The organism is Candidatus Agathobaculum pullicola (genome assembly GCF_052117205.1).
Taxonomy (GTDB): domain Bacteria; phylum Bacillota; class Clostridia; order Oscillospirales; family Butyricicoccaceae; genus Agathobaculum; species Agathobaculum pullicola.
On record NZ_JBQKJP010000018.1, the window covers coordinates 1 to 19,301 of the forward strand.

The 19,301-nt window shown below is 56.9% G+C and carries 18 protein-coding genes and 2 pseudogenes; 10 read left to right on the forward strand and 10 right to left on the reverse strand.

Features of this window, described 5'->3' with window-relative positions:
• From ACTQ3V_RS07840 to ACTQ3V_RS07850, 3 genes are all read left to right on the forward strand, one after another.
• The coding region (locus ACTQ3V_RS07840; protein ID WP_441467040.1) for a hypothetical protein at positions 1-335 on the forward strand (335 nt) is incomplete at its 5' end.
• A complete protein-coding gene (locus ACTQ3V_RS07845; RefSeq protein ID WP_074022009.1) occupies positions 325-738 on the forward strand; it encodes a cysteine-rich VLP domain-containing protein in 414 nt (137 codons plus the stop codon). The genes ACTQ3V_RS07840 and ACTQ3V_RS07845, both read left to right, overlap by 11 nt.
• 111 nt (positions 739-849) lie before the next feature.
• On the forward strand, positions 850-1,245 hold the full coding sequence (locus ACTQ3V_RS07850; RefSeq protein ID WP_349219948.1) for a replication initiator protein A: 396 nt from the start codon (positions 850-852) through the stop codon (positions 1,243-1,245).
• 57 nt (positions 1,246-1,302) lie between these two features.
• On the opposite strand, the pseudogene ACTQ3V_RS07855 reads toward ACTQ3V_RS07850, so the two are convergent.
• Both ACTQ3V_RS07855 and ACTQ3V_RS07860 read right to left on the reverse strand, forming a co-directional pair.
• Positions 1,303-1,920, reverse strand: a pseudogene (locus ACTQ3V_RS07855) (EamA family transporter); the annotation flags it as partial.
• A gap of 25 nt (positions 1,921-1,945) precedes the next feature.
• A pseudogene (locus ACTQ3V_RS07860) lies at positions 1,946-2,482 on the reverse strand (DinB/UmuC family translesion DNA polymerase); the annotation flags it as partial.
• Between the two features lie 8 nt (positions 2,483-2,490).
• On the opposite strand from ACTQ3V_RS07860, the gene ACTQ3V_RS07865 reads away from it, so the two are divergent.
• Entirely contained in the window at positions 2,491-3,036 is a 546-nt protein-coding gene (locus tag ACTQ3V_RS07865; RefSeq protein ID WP_441467041.1) for a hypothetical protein, read from the forward strand.
• A gap of 58 nt (positions 3,037-3,094) precedes the next feature.
• Here ACTQ3V_RS07865 and ACTQ3V_RS07870 read toward each other — a convergent pair whose 3' ends face one another.
• On the reverse strand, positions 3,095-5,866 hold the full coding sequence (locus ACTQ3V_RS07870) for an S-layer homology domain-containing protein (protein ID WP_441467042.1): 2,772 nt from the start codon (positions 5,864-5,866) through the stop codon (positions 3,095-3,097).
• A 236-nt stretch (positions 5,867-6,102) separates the two neighbouring features.
• Between ACTQ3V_RS07870 and ACTQ3V_RS07875 the strand changes: the two genes are divergently transcribed.
• Positions 6,103-7,404 carry a tetratricopeptide repeat protein gene (locus tag ACTQ3V_RS07875; RefSeq protein WP_441467043.1) on the forward strand — a complete coding sequence of 434 codons (1,302 nt, stop codon included), beginning with the start codon at positions 6,103-6,105 and terminating at the stop codon, positions 7,402-7,404.
• Between the two features lie 268 nt (positions 7,405-7,672).
• Positions 7,673-9,040, forward strand: a complete 1,368-nt coding sequence (locus ACTQ3V_RS07880; protein WP_441467044.1) for a citrate/2-methylcitrate synthase — start codon at positions 7,673-7,675, stop codon at positions 9,038-9,040.
• A 65-nt stretch (positions 9,041-9,105) separates the two neighbouring features.
• Here the strand turns inward: ACTQ3V_RS07880 and ACTQ3V_RS07885 are convergent, their stop codons facing one another.
• The 6 genes from ACTQ3V_RS07885 to ACTQ3V_RS07910 all read right to left on the reverse strand — a co-directional run bounded on the left by ACTQ3V_RS07885 (position 9,106) and on the right by ACTQ3V_RS07910 (position 15,304).
• A complete protein-coding gene (locus ACTQ3V_RS07885; protein ID WP_441467045.1) occupies positions 9,106-9,486 on the reverse strand; it encodes a desulfoferrodoxin family protein in 381 nt (126 codons plus the stop codon).
• Between the two features lie 36 nt (positions 9,487-9,522).
• The gene (locus ACTQ3V_RS07890) at positions 9,523-10,011 is read right to left on the reverse strand and encodes a deoxycytidylate deaminase (protein ID WP_441467046.1); all 489 of its coding nucleotides are present in this window, start codon (positions 10,009-10,011) and stop codon (positions 9,523-9,525) included.
• A gap of 20 nt (positions 10,012-10,031) precedes the next feature.
• Positions 10,032-10,691, reverse strand: coding sequence for an ABC transporter ATP-binding protein (locus tag ACTQ3V_RS07895; RefSeq protein WP_441467047.1), 660 nt, complete (start codon positions 10,689-10,691; stop codon positions 10,032-10,034).
• Between the two features lie 93 nt (positions 10,692-10,784).
• On the reverse strand, positions 10,785-12,140 hold the full coding sequence (locus tag ACTQ3V_RS07900) for an MATE family efflux transporter (RefSeq protein ID WP_441467048.1): 1,356 nt from the start codon (positions 12,138-12,140) through the stop codon (positions 10,785-10,787).
• 106 nt (positions 12,141-12,246) lie between these two features.
• Positions 12,247-13,740 carry a Na+/H+ antiporter NhaC family protein gene (locus tag ACTQ3V_RS07905; RefSeq protein WP_441467049.1) on the reverse strand — a complete coding sequence of 498 codons (1,494 nt, stop codon included), beginning with the start codon at positions 13,738-13,740 and terminating at the stop codon, positions 12,247-12,249.
• A gap of 166 nt (positions 13,741-13,906) precedes the next feature.
• A complete protein-coding gene (locus ACTQ3V_RS07910; RefSeq protein WP_441467050.1) occupies positions 13,907-15,304 on the reverse strand; it encodes an alanine/glycine:cation symporter family protein in 1,398 nt (465 codons plus the stop codon).
• 403 nt (positions 15,305-15,707) lie between these two features.
• Between ACTQ3V_RS07910 and ACTQ3V_RS07915 the strand changes: the two genes are divergently transcribed.
• Positions 15,708-16,415: a radical SAM protein gene (locus ACTQ3V_RS07915; RefSeq protein ID WP_441467079.1), complete on the forward strand. Its 708-nt coding sequence runs from the start codon at positions 15,708-15,710 to the stop codon at positions 16,413-16,415.
• Positions 16,412-17,128 (forward strand): queuosine precursor transporter, encoded by a 717-nt coding sequence (locus tag ACTQ3V_RS07920; RefSeq protein ID WP_441467051.1) that lies wholly within the window; start codon positions 16,412-16,414, stop codon positions 17,126-17,128. The genes ACTQ3V_RS07915 and ACTQ3V_RS07920 overlap by 4 nt, the downstream gene beginning before the upstream one ends.
• A gap of 57 nt (positions 17,129-17,185) precedes the next feature.
• Here ACTQ3V_RS07920 and ACTQ3V_RS07925 read toward each other — a convergent pair whose 3' ends face one another.
• On the reverse strand, positions 17,186-17,368 hold the full coding sequence (locus ACTQ3V_RS07925; RefSeq protein ID WP_297284339.1) for a hypothetical protein: 183 nt from the start codon (positions 17,366-17,368) through the stop codon (positions 17,186-17,188).
• Between the two features lie 334 nt (positions 17,369-17,702).
• On the opposite strand from ACTQ3V_RS07925, the gene pyrR reads away from it, so the two are divergent.
• Positions 17,703-18,236, forward strand: coding sequence for a bifunctional pyr operon transcriptional regulator/uracil phosphoribosyltransferase PyrR (gene pyrR / locus ACTQ3V_RS07930; protein ID WP_441467052.1), 534 nt, complete (start codon positions 17,703-17,705; stop codon positions 18,234-18,236).
• Positions 18,237-18,271: 35 nt separating this feature from the next.
• Positions 18,272-19,189: an orotidine-5'-phosphate decarboxylase gene (gene pyrF / locus ACTQ3V_RS07935; protein ID WP_441467053.1), complete on the forward strand. Its 918-nt coding sequence runs from the start codon at positions 18,272-18,274 to the stop codon at positions 19,187-19,189.
• Positions 19,190-19,301 lie beyond the last annotated feature (112 nt).

Consider the following 19,301-nt stretch of genomic DNA (forward strand, 5'->3'; position numbering starts at 1 on the left):
TCTGCGACCGCATTGAACCTGAAACGGATGATAAAATACGCCGGATGACGCCAGTGGGCGTCTTTTTTATTTACCCAAACGAGGATAAACTGGGATTTGTCAACAGCGCCAAAATGTCCCGAAGTATGGGGAGCGTGCCAACGCCGGAACACGCCGCTATTGTCGGAGCCCCCGCAAAGCCGCATGGCTTTGTGGGGAGAGGAGGAGCAGCGGAGCGAGTGAGTTTTGCCGCTTGCGGTGAAACGAACGATACGCAGCTTGCGACGACGAGGCAGGAAACCTTTTCGGGGAAAACGGCAACGGAAAGCAAAATGGAGGGAACGCATGAAAGATAACCCCTATAAAAACTTGCCGCCGCTGGAACGCAGGCCGGACGGTTCCCTTTACCGCATGACACCGGCGCAGAGGAAACAGGCGGCCAGCCTGATACGCCGGGAGTGCTGTTGTTGTGAGGACGGCAACTGCATTGTCCTTGACGATGGGGACACCTGCACCTGCCCGCAGACAGTTTCTTTCTCGGTCTGCTGTAAGTGGTTCCGCTGGGCGGTCTTGCCGCTGGACGGAACGCTGGAAGCGGGGATTTTCCGGGATAAGGACTTGAAACGCTGTGCGGTCTGCGGCGGCGTGTTCGTCCCCAAATCCAACCGGGCAAAATACTGCCCCGGCTGTGCCGCCAGAGTTCACAGGCGGCAGAAAACAGAAAGTGAACGGAAAAGGAGGTCTGCTGTGGACAGTTAGGAGCGAAAAAAGCCTTGATTTATCAGGCTTTGCAAGCCCCAAACCGGGGCAGGTGGTATAAAGTATCGCCCGCCCCGGAAAACGGGCTTCTAACCGTCCACAAAACGCACTATGACAAATACCATCTATATCCATCAGCCGGAAAAGGCGTTCAGCTTCACCCGGCTCCCGAATTTCCTCTTTGAAGCCCCCACATTCAAGGCCCTGTCTAACGAGGCAAAGGTTCTGTACGCCTTTATCCTGCGCCGGACAGAGTTATCCCGCAAGAATGGGTGGGCGGATGACTGCGGACGGATTTTCCTGTATTACCCTATCTGTGAAGTGGTCACACTGCTCCATTGTGGGCGGCAGAAAGCGGTGAATACCCTGCGGGAACTGCAATACGCCGGACTGGTGGAGATCCAGAAGCAGGGCTGTGGAAAACCCAACCGCATTTTCCCAAAATCCTATGAAGCGGTTCCAAACACCGACTTCAAGAAATCCGGTTCTGGTACGCCGGAGGACTGAAAACCGTACCCATGAAGTACGGAAATCACTCCTGAGACGTACGAAAACCGGACGGTATAGCTGAGGTGTTTTCTTCTTGATCAGTACAAGCAACCATGCCATGACGAGAACTACAATCGTCCGTATGGCCGTGCCCAAGTTGGACTCCACCCCGGTAATTCCCACTTTTGCAAGGATTGAAGTCAGCGCCGCAAACACAGCAGAGCCTATTGCATACAGGATATATGTATTCCCGCTGACTTTCTGCTCACTCTTCTTTTTTTCTACCATCAGGATGATGCCAACGCCCAACAATACTGTGCTAATGAGTTTTACAGCAAGATGTTCGGTTTCATGGAACAGAAGGATTGCAAGCAAAACACTCAGCACCGTGCTTGACTTGTCGATTGGTACAACCTTGTTGACATCTCCGATGGATAGGGCTTTGAAGTAACAAATCCATGATGCCCCGGTTGCAGCTCCCGACAAAATCAAAAACAATAAAGACCTTGGCGTTATCTCTGCAATCTGGTCGGCAGAGCCAACGATGAATACCATTACCCATGAAAAAATCAGAACAACTATCGTCCTAATGGCAGTCGCAATATCTGAATCCGTTCTTCTGATTCCGCATTTTGCAAGTATCGCTGTTAGTCCGGCAAATAGAGCTGAACCTATGGAAGCAGCTAACCACATCGCACAACCCTCCTCACAAATTTAACTATGCCTTATGCCCACCGATCTGCGCGTTCCTGTCCTTTGCCGTCGCACCCTCCGAAAGATTCATCCCCTTGAGAATGGCGTTCTTCCCAAATTTCTTTTTGATAGTGAGCATGGCTTGCTGTACTTTCTTTTCCCGTGCCAGCTCTTCGTCTTCCTGCTTGCGCTTCGCGTCAAGCGCAGCATAATCGGTGAAGAGATCAAGCTGTTCATAGCTGTCCTTGGAAGAAGGAGCAGAGGCTTCGTCAATCACATGGGTCGCTGTGATGTTCAACCGCCGGATGAGCAAGTCCTTGTCTATAATCCTGTCAAACAATTCCCCGGCGGCATCCATAATCTGCTTCGTGGAAGAGGTGTAGCGTTCCAGATTGATTGTGCCGTGGGCGTGTTTCGGTATCTGCCGCCCGTAGTGATCCTTCACGATTTCGCCGTGATACTTTCTCCGGCGCTCCGGGTCTGTCAAGTTCTCAATGTCATAGCCTATCGTGACAACGAGCTGGTCGGTGACAAAGCCCTTGCTCACTAAATCCATCGAAAGGTTATGCAATGGCATCAATGCCGTTGTTCCTCGTGATGGTGGGCCTGTTCGTGCTGGCCTATCGCCGTATGAAGTCGGAAACGCGCTTTCGGCCGCTTGCGGTGACCCTGCCGCTGCTGCCTTGTCTGATCGGTGCGGGCGTGATTGGTTGGAATCGCGCGCAGGCCGCACTCTCACATATGCCCCGGTTTGGCGACCCGCAGACGGACTTCAGTGCGGTAGAGGAAATAGGGCGGGCAATCGACGCGGCGGCACAAAGCGCATTGACCGGCGTGGGCATCGCGGTGGCTGTGCTGTTTGTCATGCTGCTGGTGCTGTGGCGTGTGACGCATGGCCGGGTGCCGCTCGTCAGTGCAGTCATGCTGGCCGTGTATGCCGTTATCTGGCTGCCGTCCAACGCGCTGTGTCTGGATATCGGTTACGAGGGATTCGCGCAGCAGCCGTACGCGGTGGAGGATATCACTATCCAGTCCGGCGGGCTGGTCACGCTGCTGATGCTGACGGCGCTCTGTGCAGGCATCGCGCTGTTTGTCGGCAGCTTGCGGCGCAAATAGGCGTAAACAGACAAGAAAAAAGGCTTGGAAACAAAGTTCCAAGCCTTTTTTGTGCTGTTTAGAAAATGGCGACGGTTGTACCAACCGGAATGTTGTTGTACATCCACTTGATGTCGTTCTTGTACATACGTATGCAGCCGTGCGAGACAGGATAGCCCGCGCTGAAGTCATACTCGGTGTCCGTGCCCGGATAGCTTAGGCGAGAGTGGAAGGCATAGCCTGTGCCGGGATAGAAGCCAACGACCGGACGCACGGTATAGGTGCTGGTTGTCCAGCCGCTTGCGGACTTGTAGGAAACTGTGGTCAGACCGGTCGGCGTGGGGGAGGAAGCCGCGCCGGTGCCGACGAGGAAGGACTGGATCAGCTTCCAGTTGCCTTTGGAGCCTTGGAACACGTTCACATGCTGGTAAGCGCGGTTGATCCAAACCAGATACTGAGTACGGCTCGAATACCCCTTGGCATTGACCCAAATCTCTTTTTCATAGCTTGCGTAGTCGTTATTGATGGCATAAGAGGTAGTGTAATTGCCGCGATAGGTCGAGGAAACCAGATTCAGGATGCGGTCCACGTCGCGCTGGTAGTACCATTCGTCCGAATAGTTTTCAATCGGCACGGTCTTTTCGATGTACTTTTCCTCAATTTCACCGGTCGAGGGGTTTTCATAGGTCAGCTTAAAGCCCATGGTCACGCTGGTGTCCATGTCCTTGGTGAAGGTAAAGTAGGTCGTGATGCGGGAAACCGCGTCCGGCGTCAGCTGGAAGCTATCATTGGAATAGTTCTCCAGCGGCTGGCCGTTTTTATACCACTGCGCGGAGCAGATTTTCGGTTCGGTCACGCCTTGGAAAGCGATCTGCGTCACCAGTGAACCGCCCGCCTTGACCCTGTCCGGTACGCCCATTGAGAGCGTCACACCGGAAAGGCCGGGGTCGATGTTTTCAATCATGGAGTCCGCTGCGATGGATACTGTGCAGTTCACCGCGCGGATATCCACCGTGGCGGCCTTGGCCTTGCCGTCTACCGTTGTGCCGACGCCCGCAACCAGCAGGCTATCCACCGTGCCGCCCATTGTCAGCCTGTTGTTTTTCGCACCGCCATTGACTGCGACCGCGCCAACCGCTCCGTCTGTGACGATGGTGTTGTTGCTGCCGGTGATGGTGACCGTGTCCGCCTGCAATTCATACAGATTGATTGTGCGGTTCGACGCGGTGATTTCAATATTGCCGACGGTGCCGGAATAGTTTATTGCGCCGCCCTTGCCTGCGATGACCAACGTGCCGGTCGAGGAATCTTCCGACAGGGATACATCCGCGGTGCCGGCGGGATCGACCGCAAGGGTGGAAATATGAGAGCCGCTTTGTACGCTCAGTTTGGTGGCTTCCGCGCCCTTAAGCACAATACGGTCGCGCGCAGTGACCGCGTCAAGCGTAACGTTCTGCGCGGCGGCGGCGAAAATCAGGTCGCCGTCAAGGCCCATGTCGGATACCGTGTATTCCGGCACAGAGAGAATGGTGCCGCCGGTCAGCGGAGAAGCCGGTGTGGTTTGTGTATCGGGCGCGGCTTCAGTATCCGCGTTTGCGTCGGTCGTCTCCTCCTGCGGAGCAAGGATCTGATCGGCCACGCGGGTGATCATTGTAACAAACTGCGCCCGGGTCAGCGTAGCCTGCGGGGCAAGGGTGGTATCGGTCACACCGTTGATCACGCCCGCCGCGACCAGCGCTGCCGCTGCACGCTGCTGCGATGCGGTCATCGTGCTGATGTCGGTAAAGGCGCTCAGCTCATCTGCGCCGGTTTCCGCGCGGTCAAAGACAAAGGCGCGTGCAAGCAGCTCGAAGGCTTCGGCGCGGGTGGCGGCGGTGTCAAAGTTGCGGCTGTCATTTTCGTCAATCAGGCCGAGATGGATGGCTTTGGCGAGATCGGCTGCGTACCAGGCGTTGGACGGCATGCCGCTCAGGCCGCCCGTATTGTCCGCGATGGTCGCGCCGAGCGCACGGTTGAGCATAACGACCGCTTCCGAGCGCTTAACCGCGTTGTCCGGCAGCATTTTGCCGTCCGTGCCCTTGAGCAGACCCATATCAACCGCCTTGTTCAGCGCATTTTCCGCCCAGTGGCCCGCAATATCGGGGAAAGTGGGTTCGGCGGGCTGTTCTGGCTCTACAGGCTGCTCCGGCTGGACTTCTTCGGTCAAAGTCAGTGCGACAGGCAGCGTGCCGGCCATGATGCGCGCGCCATAGAGCTTGGCAGTGTTCTCAGTGAGTGAACCGGTGACAGTGACTGGTTCGTTTCGGTCGGCAATCGTGTCAATCTGACCAATGGTTTCTCCGTCGAGTGAAACGGTCAGCACGGTATCCGCGGGCAACTCCGTCAAAAGCGCTGTATGCGCGTCAGATGTCAGACTCAGCTGTATGTAAGCGGTGCTGCCGTCATCGGTCAGACCGACTTCGGTCGCGGTCACATCCGCACCGGTCAGCCAGACTTTGCCGCTTGCATCCGTGGCTGACAGCGCATTGGTCTGCGATAGGAAAGCGGCGACGTCCGTCGGATTGGGGCCTGCGCCGTCCGGCAAGGTCACAGAGACGGTTCTTCCGTCCTCCGGAAAAGCGACCGCCGCGTTTTCAAGCGCAAGCTGCTTGAGACGCTGGGTTAGCACGCGTTGCAATTGTTCGGTTACTTCGGCGCTCAGGGTGTCCGTGCCTTCGGGCAGTGTGGCCGCAAAAGTCAGCACCGTACCGGAGGCGGTTTCCTGTTCGGAGACTGCGTCACCGTCTGCGGCGAACGCAGTGGTGAGCAGCAGGATAGCGGCCAAAAGGCCGCTGAATAAACGTTTCTTCAAGGCATAATCCCCCTTGTTCCAGAATAAGTCTATTGTACGGTCACGGGCTATAGCTTGTCAAGCGAAAGCGCGGTTTCAGTTTCGATACAAAGGCCTCTTTTCCAAGATTTCCCGTCGGCATACAAGACGGAAAATCGGGGGTATTCGGTTCTATAACAAAGGTTTACAAGCGCATTGCCGCATGTTATACTAATATAGGATTGTTATATTTGCATATTATAGAGGAGGAACCATCCATGCTTTGCAAGAACTGCGGCAGGGAGTTGCCCATCGCGGGCAAATTCTGCCCATTCTGCGGCGCGGTCGTTGAGCAGGAGGGCGTCAACGATGAAACCGCCGTCTTTACCTCATTACCCGATGAGCTGAAAGGGCCGATTGACCTTTCGGCGTTTGACGCGGTGATGCAGGAAGACCATCATGGGGGCGGCATTTCCGGGGACGGCGTGGCCACGGGCGACCCGCTGGCCGTGACCGACCCACGTATTCCGTCGGCGGGAGAAATACCGCCGGTGCGCCGCGCTTCCGGTGCGCCGCATTCCACCGGTTCGTCGCGCACGACCTATTTTTCCGAGCCGGACCCGGATGACAGGCCGTATCGTAAGCCGTCCAAAGGCAAAAAGGGTGCGGTTATTGTGCTGGTTATCGTGCTGGTGGTGGCGCTCATCGGCGGCGGCGTGTGGTTTGTTATGAGCCGTCAGCCGGACGAGAATCTGACGCTGGCTGAGAAGTATCTGGGCCGCGGCGATTTCGACAAGGCGCTGGAGTATTTCACCGCTGCGCAGGCCGAGGCCAAGGACCCGTCCTCGCTGGACGCGACCATTCAGCAGCTGGGAGATTTCCAGACCGCGAAGGCTTATGTGGAGAATGGACAGTATACGGAAGCGATTGCGTTGCTCAAGCAGCTGCAAAACCGTGTGATCGACCCGGATTCCGCGCTGTATGAAGCCATTGAGGATTTGATAGACCGGGCGGAGACCGCGCAGTCGGACAACGAGTTTGCCGCGGATATCGAGGAAATACAGAGTTATCTGGCGGATAAAAAGTACGATGCGGCCGCGGCCAAGCTGGATTCGCTCGACGCGGACGATACGTTGACCAGCGACCAGAAAAAGCAGGTTTCCGATCTGCGCAGCCAGCTGACGCAGGCGCAGGAGGCCCAGCAGAAGCAGCAGGAGACCGAGAAGAAGCAGAACGAAAAGAAGCAGGATTTCAGCAGTCAGATGGATTCGCTCGAGCAGAATGACCTGCAAATCGCCTCCGCTGCCACGCAGGAGGATGAGCTGGCACTCACCGCAAGCTCGTTTGAAGCGTGGGATAATCTGCTGGTGCAGATGTACGATTATCTGGCAACCATTCTCAACGCGGACCAGTATGCCGCAGAAGAGGAAAGCTATAAGCAGTGGGTGGAGGAGCGTGATTCAGGCGCAGCCAATGCCGCGAAGGAAAGCTCGGACGAGACGGCGGGACAGCTTGCCTCTTACAGCTTTAAGCAGAGTTATACCAAGGCGCGCTGCTATAAGCTGCTGGATTTGATGTAATAACTGCTGTTTACATGGAGAATGAAAAAATCACGGCTTTAAGCCGTGATTTTTTTATCGGTGCGCGCTCTGCTGCTTTTGCAAGGCAAATTGAAAAAATATTTGCACAAAAAAATATAAATCTTGCGTATAGGCAGAGCAAATAATGCGAAAAAGTATGAAAAAATGATTTTTGCAGGCTTTGACGAGCAACAAAATTTGACATATATGCAGGATGGGAGTAAAATATATTCATAAAGATATGGTAAGCACGAAAGGGGAAAGCCGGATGACGATTCAGCCGAATTATGTAAATGAGGAACTCCTGCGCGAATTGAGCGAGAGCTTTCGTTTGAACAGCCAGATTCCGTCGGAGCTGTATACCCGTTACCGTATCAAGCGCGGTCTGCGCAATGCGGACGGTACGGGCGTGCTGGTCGGCGCGAGTCGGTTGGGCAACGTACACGGATACATACTCAACGAAGGTGAGCGTGAGCCGATCGAAGGCCGGCTGACCTATCGCGGCTATAACGTATATGATTTGATTCACGGTCTGGAGAAAGAGGACCGTTTCGGGTTTGAGGAGGTCGGCTATCTGCTCATGTGCGGACAGCTGCCGTCCCGCCGCCAGCTTGCGGAGTTTCAGCGTACCATCGGGCTGGAGCGCGTGCTGCCGGATAACTTTACGGAGGATATGATTATGCGCGCGCCCAGCCGCGATATCATGAATAAGCTGGCGGGTGCAACGCTGGCGCTTTATTCCTATGACACCAATCCGGATGAAACCACGGTAGAGAATATCATGCGGCAGGGCATCAGCCTGATGGCAAAGTTCCCGGTTATCATTTCGCACGCCTATCAGGCAAAGCGGCGTTATTTTGACGGCGACTCCATGTTCCTGCATGTGCCCGATTCCGACCGCTCGACCGCGGAGAATATTCTGCATCTGGTGCGCCCGAACGGCAAGTATTCGGATGACGAAGCCAAGCTACTCGACCGTTGCCTGATTCTGCATGCCGAGCACGGCGGCGGTAACAACTCCTCGTTTACCGTGCGCGTGACCTCCTCTTCGGGTACGGACACTTATTCTGCGATTGCCGCGGCGGTTTCCGCCCTCAAGGGTCCGCGTCACGGCGGCGCAAATCTGCGTGTCGTCAAGCAGTTTGACGAGATGAAAGCCAATCTGCATGACTGGACGGACGAGGGCGAGGTCGCGGACTATCTGCGCCGGATTTTGAACGGTGAGGCGGGCGACGGCTCGGGTCTGATTTACGGCATGGGCCACGCCATTTACACCAAGAGCGACCCGCGTGCGGTGGCGCTCAAGCGGGCGGCGCGTCCGCTGGCGGAAAAGACCGGCCTTTCCAAGGAAATGGACCTGATCGAGCTGGTCGAAAAGCTCACGCCCGCGATTTTTGCCGAGAAAAAAAGCAGCGACAAGCCGATGTGCGCCAATGTAGATATGTACTCCGGCTTTGTCTATAAAATGCTCGGCCTGCCCAAGTCGCTGTATACACCGCTGTTCGCTACCGCGCGTATCGTCGGCTGGATGGCGCATCGACTGGAGGAGGTCACGACCGGCGGCAAGATCATCCGTCCGGCTTACAAGCCGCTTGCCAAAACGGTCGAATACATCAATCTGGATGACCGGGGCTGAGAAAATGCAAAAAAGCGTGTTTCCAAACGGAAACACGCTTTTTGTTTTTCAGGAACAGCCGCAGCTTACAGCGCAGCCTTCCACAGACCGTGCAGGTTGCAGAATTCGTAAACCGCTTCGGCCTTTTCGCCCTCCGCCAGACGGAAAACCGCCTCGGCTGCGCCCGTGTGGTCGAGTACCGCGCGGTGTACGCCCTTATCGGTCACCAGCCAGATGAACGCGATGTGATGCTCCTCGGTCATCGGGTGTGCGACCTCGCCCACCATGGCGCGAACCACGTCGCCCTCGACCGTTACAACCGGTACATGCTTTTCCGCCGCGCCATCGGTCTCGCCTGCCTTGAATTCCTTCATTTTTTCGCCGCAGCACATCACCGGTACGTGATGGTCCTCAATCATTTCGATGATGTTGCCGCAGTGCATACATTTGAAAATTTTCAGTTCCATGGGAAAACTCCTCCTTTTGTTATGTAGAAAAGCGGGTCAGTAGCCCGTTTTTCCGTCCAGAATGTCATCGTGGGCCACCCAGTCGGATACGTCAATCGTATCGTATGTATCCGCATCGCGGCGGATGACCACTTTTTCGATGCCCGCGTTGATAATCAGGCGCTTGCACATGGGGCAGGAGTTGGCGTCCGGCATGATTTCACCCGTGGACATGTCGCGCCCCACCAGATAGAGCGTCGCCCCCAGCATCTGCTCCCGCGGCGCGGCGATGATAGCGTTGGCTTCCGCGTGCACCGCGCGGCAGAACTCATACCGCTCCCCGCGCGGAATACCCATCTTCGCCCGAATACAGGTGCCGATGTCGATGCAGTTGGCCCGACCGCGCGGTGCCCCATTGTAACCGGTGGACACAATAACGTCGTTTTTGACGATCACCGCGCCGAAATTGCGCCGCAGGCAGGTGCTGCGCTCGAGCGCGACCTGCGCCATATCCAGATAATAATTTGTCTTGTCCCGTCGATTCATAAACAGCCTCCCAAAAGTAGTTATCCATCGGAAAGCACACCGCCTTCCAGATATAGCCGACGTGCCGCGCGCAAAGCTGCGGCGCGGTCGTGTGTAATCAGTACGATGGTATGTCCCGCGCGGTGCAGACCGTCCAGCAAGCCGAGCACATCCTCCGCCGCTTCGGGGTCGAGTCCCGCAGTCGGCTCGTCCGCCAGTACGACACCGGGCTTTGTGACAACCGCACGGGCGATTGCCACGCGCTGCTGCTGTCCGCCTGACAGCTGGTCGGGCCGATGGGTGGTGCGCTCGGACAGACCGACGCGCGCCAGCGCCTGTTCGGCGCGTTCCAGCCGCTCCGCATGCGGGATACCCTGCAGAGCAAGCGGCAGCGCGACATTCTCCAGTGCGGTCATGCCGGGCAGCAAGCGAAAGCCTTGAAAGATAAATCCGATTTGCTCGCTGCGCAGTCGCGCAAGCGTGCGTGCGGGCAGGCGGGAAACATCCGCACCGTCAAGCAGATATTGTCCCTCGGTCAGCGTGTCGAGCAGACCGAGAATGTGCATGAGCGTGCTTTTTCCCGAACCGGACGCACCGGTAATGGAAACATAGTCTCCGGATGCAACGTGCAGGTTGACGTTATGCAGCGCCTGCACACCGCTGTCATGATATATTTTACTCGCATGGATGAGCTTTAGCAAGGCTTTTCCCCTTCCTTTCCATCCTTATTTTGTATGGAAAGATCTCGCAATATACCAAAAAAACAGGGCTTCCTTCCGGAAAGCCCTGTTTTCTTATAATGTGGGAAGATTTTTACGCCATACGCCGGTTTTGTAGAACCATACGGAAAGCCCTGAACCGAGGAACCAGCCAAGCGGCCAGGACAGCCAGATGCCCAGCTCACGCCAGACGTGGAACAGCGCGATCGAGAGCACCACGCGGATAATCAGGTCGGAAAAGGTGGTAATCATAAATAGCCGCATCGCGCCCGCGCCGCGCAGCACGCTGTCGCAGACAAATTTGATGCACACAATAATGTAGAACGGGGTGACAATAAACAGATATTGCCGTCCGACATCGATAACGCCCGAGGAGCTGCCCGCCGGAATAAACAAACTGATGAGCAAATCCGCAAACAGCAGATAGATAGCCATAAAAACGAGCGCAAGCGCAATGGAGAAGGTGGCGCCTGCCTTGAGGCCCGGGCCGATGCGGTCGAGCTTGCGCGCGCCGATATTCTGCGCGACATAGCTGGACAGGCCGGAGGAGAACGACATGCAGCAGGTTAGCGCAAACATATTGTCCTTGGTCGCCGCCGAGAAGCCCGCGATGACGGTTGCGCCGCATAGGTTGACATAATACTGGATGATGACGTTGCCGACCGAGACAAAGCTCTGCTGCGCGATGGAGGGAATGGCGTAGTTTGTCAGACGGCGCAGCATGTCGGGAGAAAACAGCAGGAAGTGTCCGCCGGTGTCGAACGAGCGCACCCGGCGCAGCAGCAGCAGAAAGGCCAGCGCGCCCGCGCAGCCTTGCGCAATAAAGGTCGCCCATGCAACGCCCGCAACGCCCCACTGGAACTCCGCCACAAATACGAGGTCAAGAATGACATTGCTCACCGAGGACAAGATGAGCAGGATGAGCGGGGTGCGGCTGTCGCCCATCGCGTTAAAGATACCGGTGCAGACATTATAAATAAACAGAAACAGCAAACCGAATACGTATACCCGCAGATAGAGCGAACCGTCGATAAAGATATTTTGCGGCGTTTGCAGTGCGCGCATGATGCCGCCGGTGGCAAGCGTGCCGACGAGCGTCAGCAGCAGAGCGATAATGGTGGTGGTCAGTAGAGCGGTGGAAATGGCGGTTTTCATGCGCAGATAGCGCTTTGCGCCGAACAATTGCGACACCAGCACGCTCGTGCCGATGTTCACGCCGGTCGCAACCGCGACGAACAGCTGGGTAATGGGGTAACTTGCGCCGACAGCGGCGAGCGCCAGCTCGCCCGCGGCGGGTGTTTGGGCAAAGCGGCCGACAATCATGGAGTCGGCCATCTGATAAAGCTGCTGAAAGGCGACGCTCAGCAGAAGCGGCAGCGAGAACCAGAACAGTTTGGATGAAGGTTTTCCTTCGGTCAGATCGGTGGTCAACGGGATTCCTTCCTTTCGGTCAATTGCGGTGTGTCAAGTGCAGAGAACAGGCTCCCCCGGTTGGGGGAGCCGTGAAATCATGCAACTATATCAGTGACGCAATGAGTTACGCCCTGTTTTTCTTTTGGCGTGCGGTGGTCAGCAAGGCAAAGGCCGCCAGCAGCACAATGCCAAGCACCAGCGCGACAATGCCGTTACTGGTAACGCCGCCGACAAGGAAGCCGATAAAGCTGATGACGGCAATGATCAGCGCGTAAGGCATCTGCGTGGAAACGTGGTCAATGTGGTTGCACTGTGCGCCCGCAGACGCCAGAATCGTGGTATCCGAGATAGGCGAGATATGGTCGCCGCAGACCGCGCCGGACAGGCAGGCGGCTACCGTCATAACCAGCATGGTGCTCGGCGCGTCGCCGAATACCGCGACTGCAATCGGGATGAGGATGCCGAACGTACCCCACGAGGTGCCGGTCGCAAAGGCAAGGCCGAGCGCAATCAGGAAGAAGATGGCGGGCATCAGCATGGACACCATGGAGTTGCCGTTGACCACCGAGGAGACAAAGCCGCCGATGTTGAGGTACTCCTCCGAGCACACGCCGGACAGCGTCCACGCGAGCGTGAGAATCAGGATGGCGGGCACCATGGACTTGAAGCCCTCGGTGAAGGCCTCGCAGAACTGACCGAAGGACAGCACCTTGCGCGGAATATAAAGAATAAAGGTAAACACCAGCGTAAAGAACGAGCCCAGCACCAGAGAAGTGGAAGAGTCGCAGTTGGCGAACGCGTCCACAATGCCCACGCCCTCCAGAATACCGCCGGTGTACAGCATGCCCGCGATGCACAGCACAATCAGCACGCAGATGGGCAGAATGAGGTCATACACCTTGCCCGCGCCGCCGACGACGTAATTTTCCTCCTGATGGGAGAGATCCTCGCCGCGGTGTGCGCGCTCATATTTTGCCATCGGGCCGAAGTCGAAGTCGACTGCCATCAGCCAAATCAGAAACAGGATGGTCAAAAGCGCGTACAGGTTCATCGGGATGGTCTGCAAAAAAAGCGAGAAGCCGTCCATTGCGCTGGACTCGGGCAGAGACGAGCCGACAGCCGCCGCCCAGCTGGAAATCGGCGCGATAATGCAGATAGGCGCGGCGGTCGCGTCGATGATGTATGCGAGCTTTGCGCGCGTGATGTTATATTTATCCGTCACCGGACGCATGACCGTGCCGACGGTCAGGCAGTTGAAGTAGTCGTCGACAAAGATGAACATGCCGAGAAACGAGGTTGCAAACGAAGCGCCGCGACGTGTCCGGATGGTTTTGACCGCCCAGTCGCCATAGGCGCGCGAGGCGCCCGATTTGGTGACCAGCGACACCAGAATACCAAGCAGCACCAGAAAAATACAAATGTTAATGTTGTCGCCCAGCTTGCCGCCCATGACCGTGAAGGTCGTTTCGACCGCATGCAACGGGTTGAAGCCTGTGTAAAGCAGTGCGCCCGCCAGAATACCGATGAGCAGAGAGGAGTAAACCTCCTTTGTGATCAGCGCCAATGCAATCGCGATGATTGGCGGCAGCAGCGTCCACACGGTTGCCGTTAAATCCATTCCATTTTCCCCCTTTATTTTGCAGGATATTTGTTTGATTCCTGCAATGCTCTTTTATTTTATATGGATTGGACCGGCTTGACAAGGTCAAAAACAGTTTTTAGGTACAAAAATCGCAAATTTGTGCAATTTGTGGGGGAAGTGCATGGGAAAATAGAAGGAATTGTCAAAAAATATGGTTTGCATGGCGATAACGCTGCCACTCGCCCAGCACATCGCGCCGCAGCGCAAGTACGCCCGCAAGATTGGGCAGCGCCATCAGGCCGTTGAAGGTGTCGGACAGCGCCCACGCCAAATCCAGCCGCATGACACAGCCTACTGCCGCAGCTGCGACAAATAACGCCTTATAGACGGGAACCGCACGCGGCCCGAACAGGTATTCCGCGGCGCGTTGGCCGTAATACGACCAGCCGAGCAAAGTCGAAAACGCGAACAGCGCCAGTGACACCGCCACAAATGCGCCGCCCGGCGCGCCGAACACAGCGGAGAACGCACGCGCGGTCAGTGCCGCGCCGGTTTCCATCCGCTGGAGCAGCGGCGTACCTGCCGCAAGGCCATATTGCGCGGGGTCGTATACGCCGCTCGACAGAATGACCAGCGCGGTCACGGTACACATGACAATCGTGTCGAAAAACACCTCGAACACCGCCCACATGCCCTGTTCACACGGCTCTTTTGCGTCCGCCGCCGTATGCACCATGACCGACGAGCCAAGTCCGGCCTCATTGGAAAACACGCCGCGCGAAATGCCGATACGGATGGCCTGCTGCATGCCGAAGCCGACCGCGCCGCCGCCCGCCGCCCGCAGGTCGAACGCGCAGGCGAAAATTTGTCCACAGGCTTGTGGAAGAACTTCGCGGCGGCACCAGAGCACAATCGCCGCGCCGCCCATGTAAAACAGTGCCATGGCGGGCACGAGCGCGGTGGTCACGCGCGTAATGCGCTTCAGCCCGCCCAGCATGACCGCACCGAGCAGACCGGCGGTGGTAAGGCCGGTCGCAAGCGGCGGCACGCCGAACACCCCGCGCAGCCCGCCCGCGATTGAGTTGCACTGGCTCATGTTGCCGATGCCGAAGGAAGCGAGCGCACAGAACAGCGCAAACGCCGCGGCAAGTACGGGAGCGTACAGGCCCTTTTTCAGATAATACATCGGTCCACCGCGCCACGCGCCGTCCGGCCCCTTTTCGCGGTACAGCATGCCGAGTGTGTTTTCCGCGAATGCGGTCATCATGCCGAAAAAGGCGGCAATCCACATCCAGAACACCGCGCCCGGGCCGCCGATGGTCAGCGCGGTGGCGACGCCCGCGATGTTGCCCGTGCCAACTGTCGCAGCAAGCGCAGTGCACACGGTCGCGAAGGGGGAGATGCCGCCCGCGCGCTGTGTTTTACCGGAAAAACACGACAGGATGGTGCGTCCCAGCCACAGCCGGATATGGCGCACCTGAAACAAGCCGGTGCGCAGGGTGAAGTAAACACCCGTGCCGGTGAGCAGTATCAGCATGGGAACGCCCCAGATGACGCCGCGCACGGCGTCGTTTATGCGCGCGATGGTATCCGCAGTCATGCACATCCCTCCATTCGGGAAAGTATATGCCGGACGGCTATACGAAATATGCTTGACTTTCGCGCGCAATCCGGTATAATGGAAAAGCAATTCCATAACAGACAGTTCGGAACCATCCTGTCTTTAAACAAAACTACGGGAACACTGCGATGAAAACCACGCTTTTCATCGAGGGGGCTGTGCCGCGCTGCGCGCGGACAAAGCCCAAGCGAAAAAAGTTCCTCCTTTGTCGAAACTTTTTCCGCTCTGGTATCAAAACCACAGCAGAGCCGCGGTTTTGATGAAAATTTGCAGGGATGCAAATTTTCTGTTTGACTGCGCGTCTGACGGCGCGAGCCAAAGGATGGTGTACCGTTTTGGGTACGCCTTATTTTTTTGCCAAACGGAGGGAAAACCGGTGGAGATGACCCGTTATTCGATGATCGAGGACAAAAATCCGCGCGAAATCGTGCTGCTGCGCGGGCGGGGCTGCGCGTGGAAGCGCTGCCGCTTCTGCGACTACCATCTGGACGCATCGCGTGACGAGCAGGCCAATCTGGCTCTCAACCGTGCGGTGCTGGCGCAGGTAACGGGCCAGTACGGTCGCTTGGAGGCAATCAACTCCGGCTCGTTTGCCGAGCTGGACGAGTCCACCATCCGCGAGGTGGAGCGCGTCTGCCGCGAGAAGGATATCCGCGACCTGCACATCGAAAGCCACTGGCTGTTTCGGGGAACGCTGCCCGCGCTGCGCGCGCGGTTTGCAGAGCAGGGGGTTACGCTGCATGTCAAAATCGGCGTGGAGACCTTCGACGCGGACTGGCGCGAGCGGGTGCTTGACAAGGGCATAGAGGAGGCCGACCCCGCGAAGATCGCCGCGGACTTTGACGACTGCTGCCTGCTGTTCGGCCTTGCCGGGCAGACGGCGGACAGCATGCGGCACGACATCGAGACCGGTCTTGCGCATTTTGACCGCGTCTGCGTCAACATTATGGTTCCGAACACCACATCTGTGCGGCCGGACGATGCCTCGCGCGCTGCTTTTGTGCGCGAGGTGTATCCGCTGTATCGGGATAACCCGCGTGTGGATATTCTGTTGGAAAATACAGATTTTGGCGTAGGAGAAGTAAAATGACAAACGAATTATTGTTGATTGGCACGCTGGTGGTGCTGTACGGTGCGGTGCTGCTGTGGTTTTATCTGTTCGGCACCGGGGGACTGATGGCGTTTACGGTGTTTGCAACCATCGCGGCGAATATCGAGGTGCTTATCCTGATTGATGCGTACGGCATGGAGATGACGCTCGGCAACATCCTGTTTGCGACCACCTTCCTTGTGACCGATATTTTGAGTGAGATCGCGGGCAAAAAGGCCGCGCAGCGTGCGGTCTGGACAGGCATTGCCGCCAATGTGCTGTTTATTGTGGTGTCGCAGTCCTGGCTGGCCTATATTCCGTCGATGAACGACTGGGCGATGCCGTATATGCAGGCCATTTTTTCCAACACCCCGCGTATGATGCTGTCGTCGCTTGCGGTATACGCGGTCGCGCAGGTATTCGATGTCTGGCTCTATCATAAATGGTGGGAGATTACCGAAAAACGCACCGGCGACCACCGCGCCTTCCTCTGGCTGCGCAACAACGGCTCGACGATGGTTTCCCAGCTGGTCAATACCGTACTGTTTACCGCGCTCGCCTTCTGGGGCACCTATGACATCCCGACGCTGATTTCAGTCGCGCTGTCGAGCTATGTGATTTTCATTTTCACCTCTCTGCTTGATACGCCGGTGGTGTATGCCGCGCGTCGGCTGCATGACAAAAAAGCAGGTCATACCGAAGACCCGGCATAACACAGAAAAAAACAGGGAGAAGCTGCCGCTTCTCCCTGTTTTTTTCTGCCAGCCGCCTTAGCCCAGCATGTGGCCGACGTTGTTCGCCGCCTTGTGCATGGCGTGCTCCGCCTTGTTCGCCGCATGCTGCGCGCTGCGCCGTACCGAAGGATTCATCATCGCGCCTGCCGCCATCATAGAGACGACCGCGCCCGCGACCGCACCGGTCGCAATGCCTGAAATGAAGGGAGATACCCGCATGATTTGTCCGCCGCCTTTCAAAAAAAGATTTGGGTGCCGCCGAACATAGTATGTCCGCTTTGCATGGAACCTTACTCGCTGTGCGGCGACAACAAAATTTGCATAAAAAAACAAAATTGTTTTGTTGCATCGTCTGTTTACAAAACCCGTTTCATACGATATAATAAATGAAACAATCCGCCTTTAAGGCGCGGCCCGTGAGCCGCCAAGGCAGAAAACAGTGCATACGCCGTCAGCCGGGAAATGGGGGACAGGTGTAATTTTGAGGTACGGCTTTCTGCTTTTGGCGCAGGAGGCTGTTTTTTTGTAAATTTTTCCGATGGGAGGTGGCAGGATGGCCGAACAAAAGGCCGTGATTATGGATGCGGACGGTGTGCGCCGCGCACTGACCCGTATCGCCTTTGAAATCATTGAAAAAAACAAGGGTGTGGAAAATCTGCTGCTGGCCGGGGTAAAAACGCGCGGCGTGTTTCTGGCCCAGCGCATTGCAAAAAAGCTCGGGGAGGTCGAAGGACGTATGCCGCCGGTGCTCGAACTGGACGTGACCCCGTGGCGGGACGATAAGCCGCGCGAGGAAGCGCCCAAATCGCCGCCGGATGCGCGCATCGAGGGCGCGACGGTCGTATTGGTGGACGATGTGCTGTATACCGGCCGCACGGTGCGCGCCGCGATTGAAGCAGTGTCTCAGCAGGGCCGCGCGGGACGCATCCAGCTGGCCGTGCTGATAGACCGCGGCCACCGAGAGGTGCCCATCCGACCGGATTATATCGGAAAAAACCTGCCCACCGCACGCGATGAGCGCGTCAGCGTGCGCCTGACCGAGGTAGACGGCGCAGACAACGTTGTTATTTTAAGCAGTGAAACGTAGGATAACCGCTTGCAGCTGAGAAAGGAAGAAGATCTATGTCCATCCAAACACTGGTAGAAAAAATCAAGCAAAAGGGTAACCCGACCGTTGCCGGCCTGGATGCGCGGCTGGAGTACATCCCGCAGCATATCTCGGGACGCAACATGATGCTGCACGGCGAGACGCTGCGCGCGGCGGCGGAGAGCGTGGTCGCGTTCAACTGCGGCCTGATTGACGCACTGTGCGACATCGTGCCCGCGGTCAAGCCGCAGGCGGCGTACTATGAACTGCTCGGCTCGTACGGCGCGATGGCGCTCAAGGAGACCATCGACTACGCGCACGCCAAGGGCATGTACGTCATTGGCGATATCAAGCGCAACGACATTGGTGCGACCGCGACCGCCTATGCCGAGGCATATCTGGGCAAGACCCGCGTGGGCGATACTGAAATCGCGCCCTATGGCTGCGACAGCGTGACCGTCAACGGATATCTGGGCACGGACGGCATTGAGCCGTTTTTGAAGGAGTGCCGCGAGCGGGACAAGAGCCTGTTTGTACTGGTCAAAACCTCCAACCCGTCCTCCGGCGAGCTGCAGAACCGCGATATGGAGGGCAAGCCGCTCTACGCGCGCATGGCTGAGATGGTGGCCAAGTGGGGTGAGGGTCTGGATACGCCCTGCGGCTACAATCAGATTGGCGCGGTGGTCGGCGCGACCTATCCGGAGGAGCAGAAGATCATCCGTGCGCTGCTGCCGAAGTCCTATTTCCTCGTACCGGGCTACGGCGCGCAGGGCGCGACCGCAAAGGACATTGCAAACGCGTTTAACGATGACGGTCTCGGCGCTATCGTCAATTCCTCGCGCGGCATTATGTGCGCATGGAAGAAAACCGGAAACAATGGTAAGGATTATAAGGAAGCCGCGCGCGCGGAAGCCATCCGCATGCGGGACGAGATCGTCGCAGCAATTAAATAATTTATAGGGGCATCCAAAGTCAGGCACATGTCCTGACTTTGGATAACACAAGCAAGGCTTGTGTCTGGACTGAACGGAAATTCTGCGAATTTCAAAATGGGAGCGTGGAGAT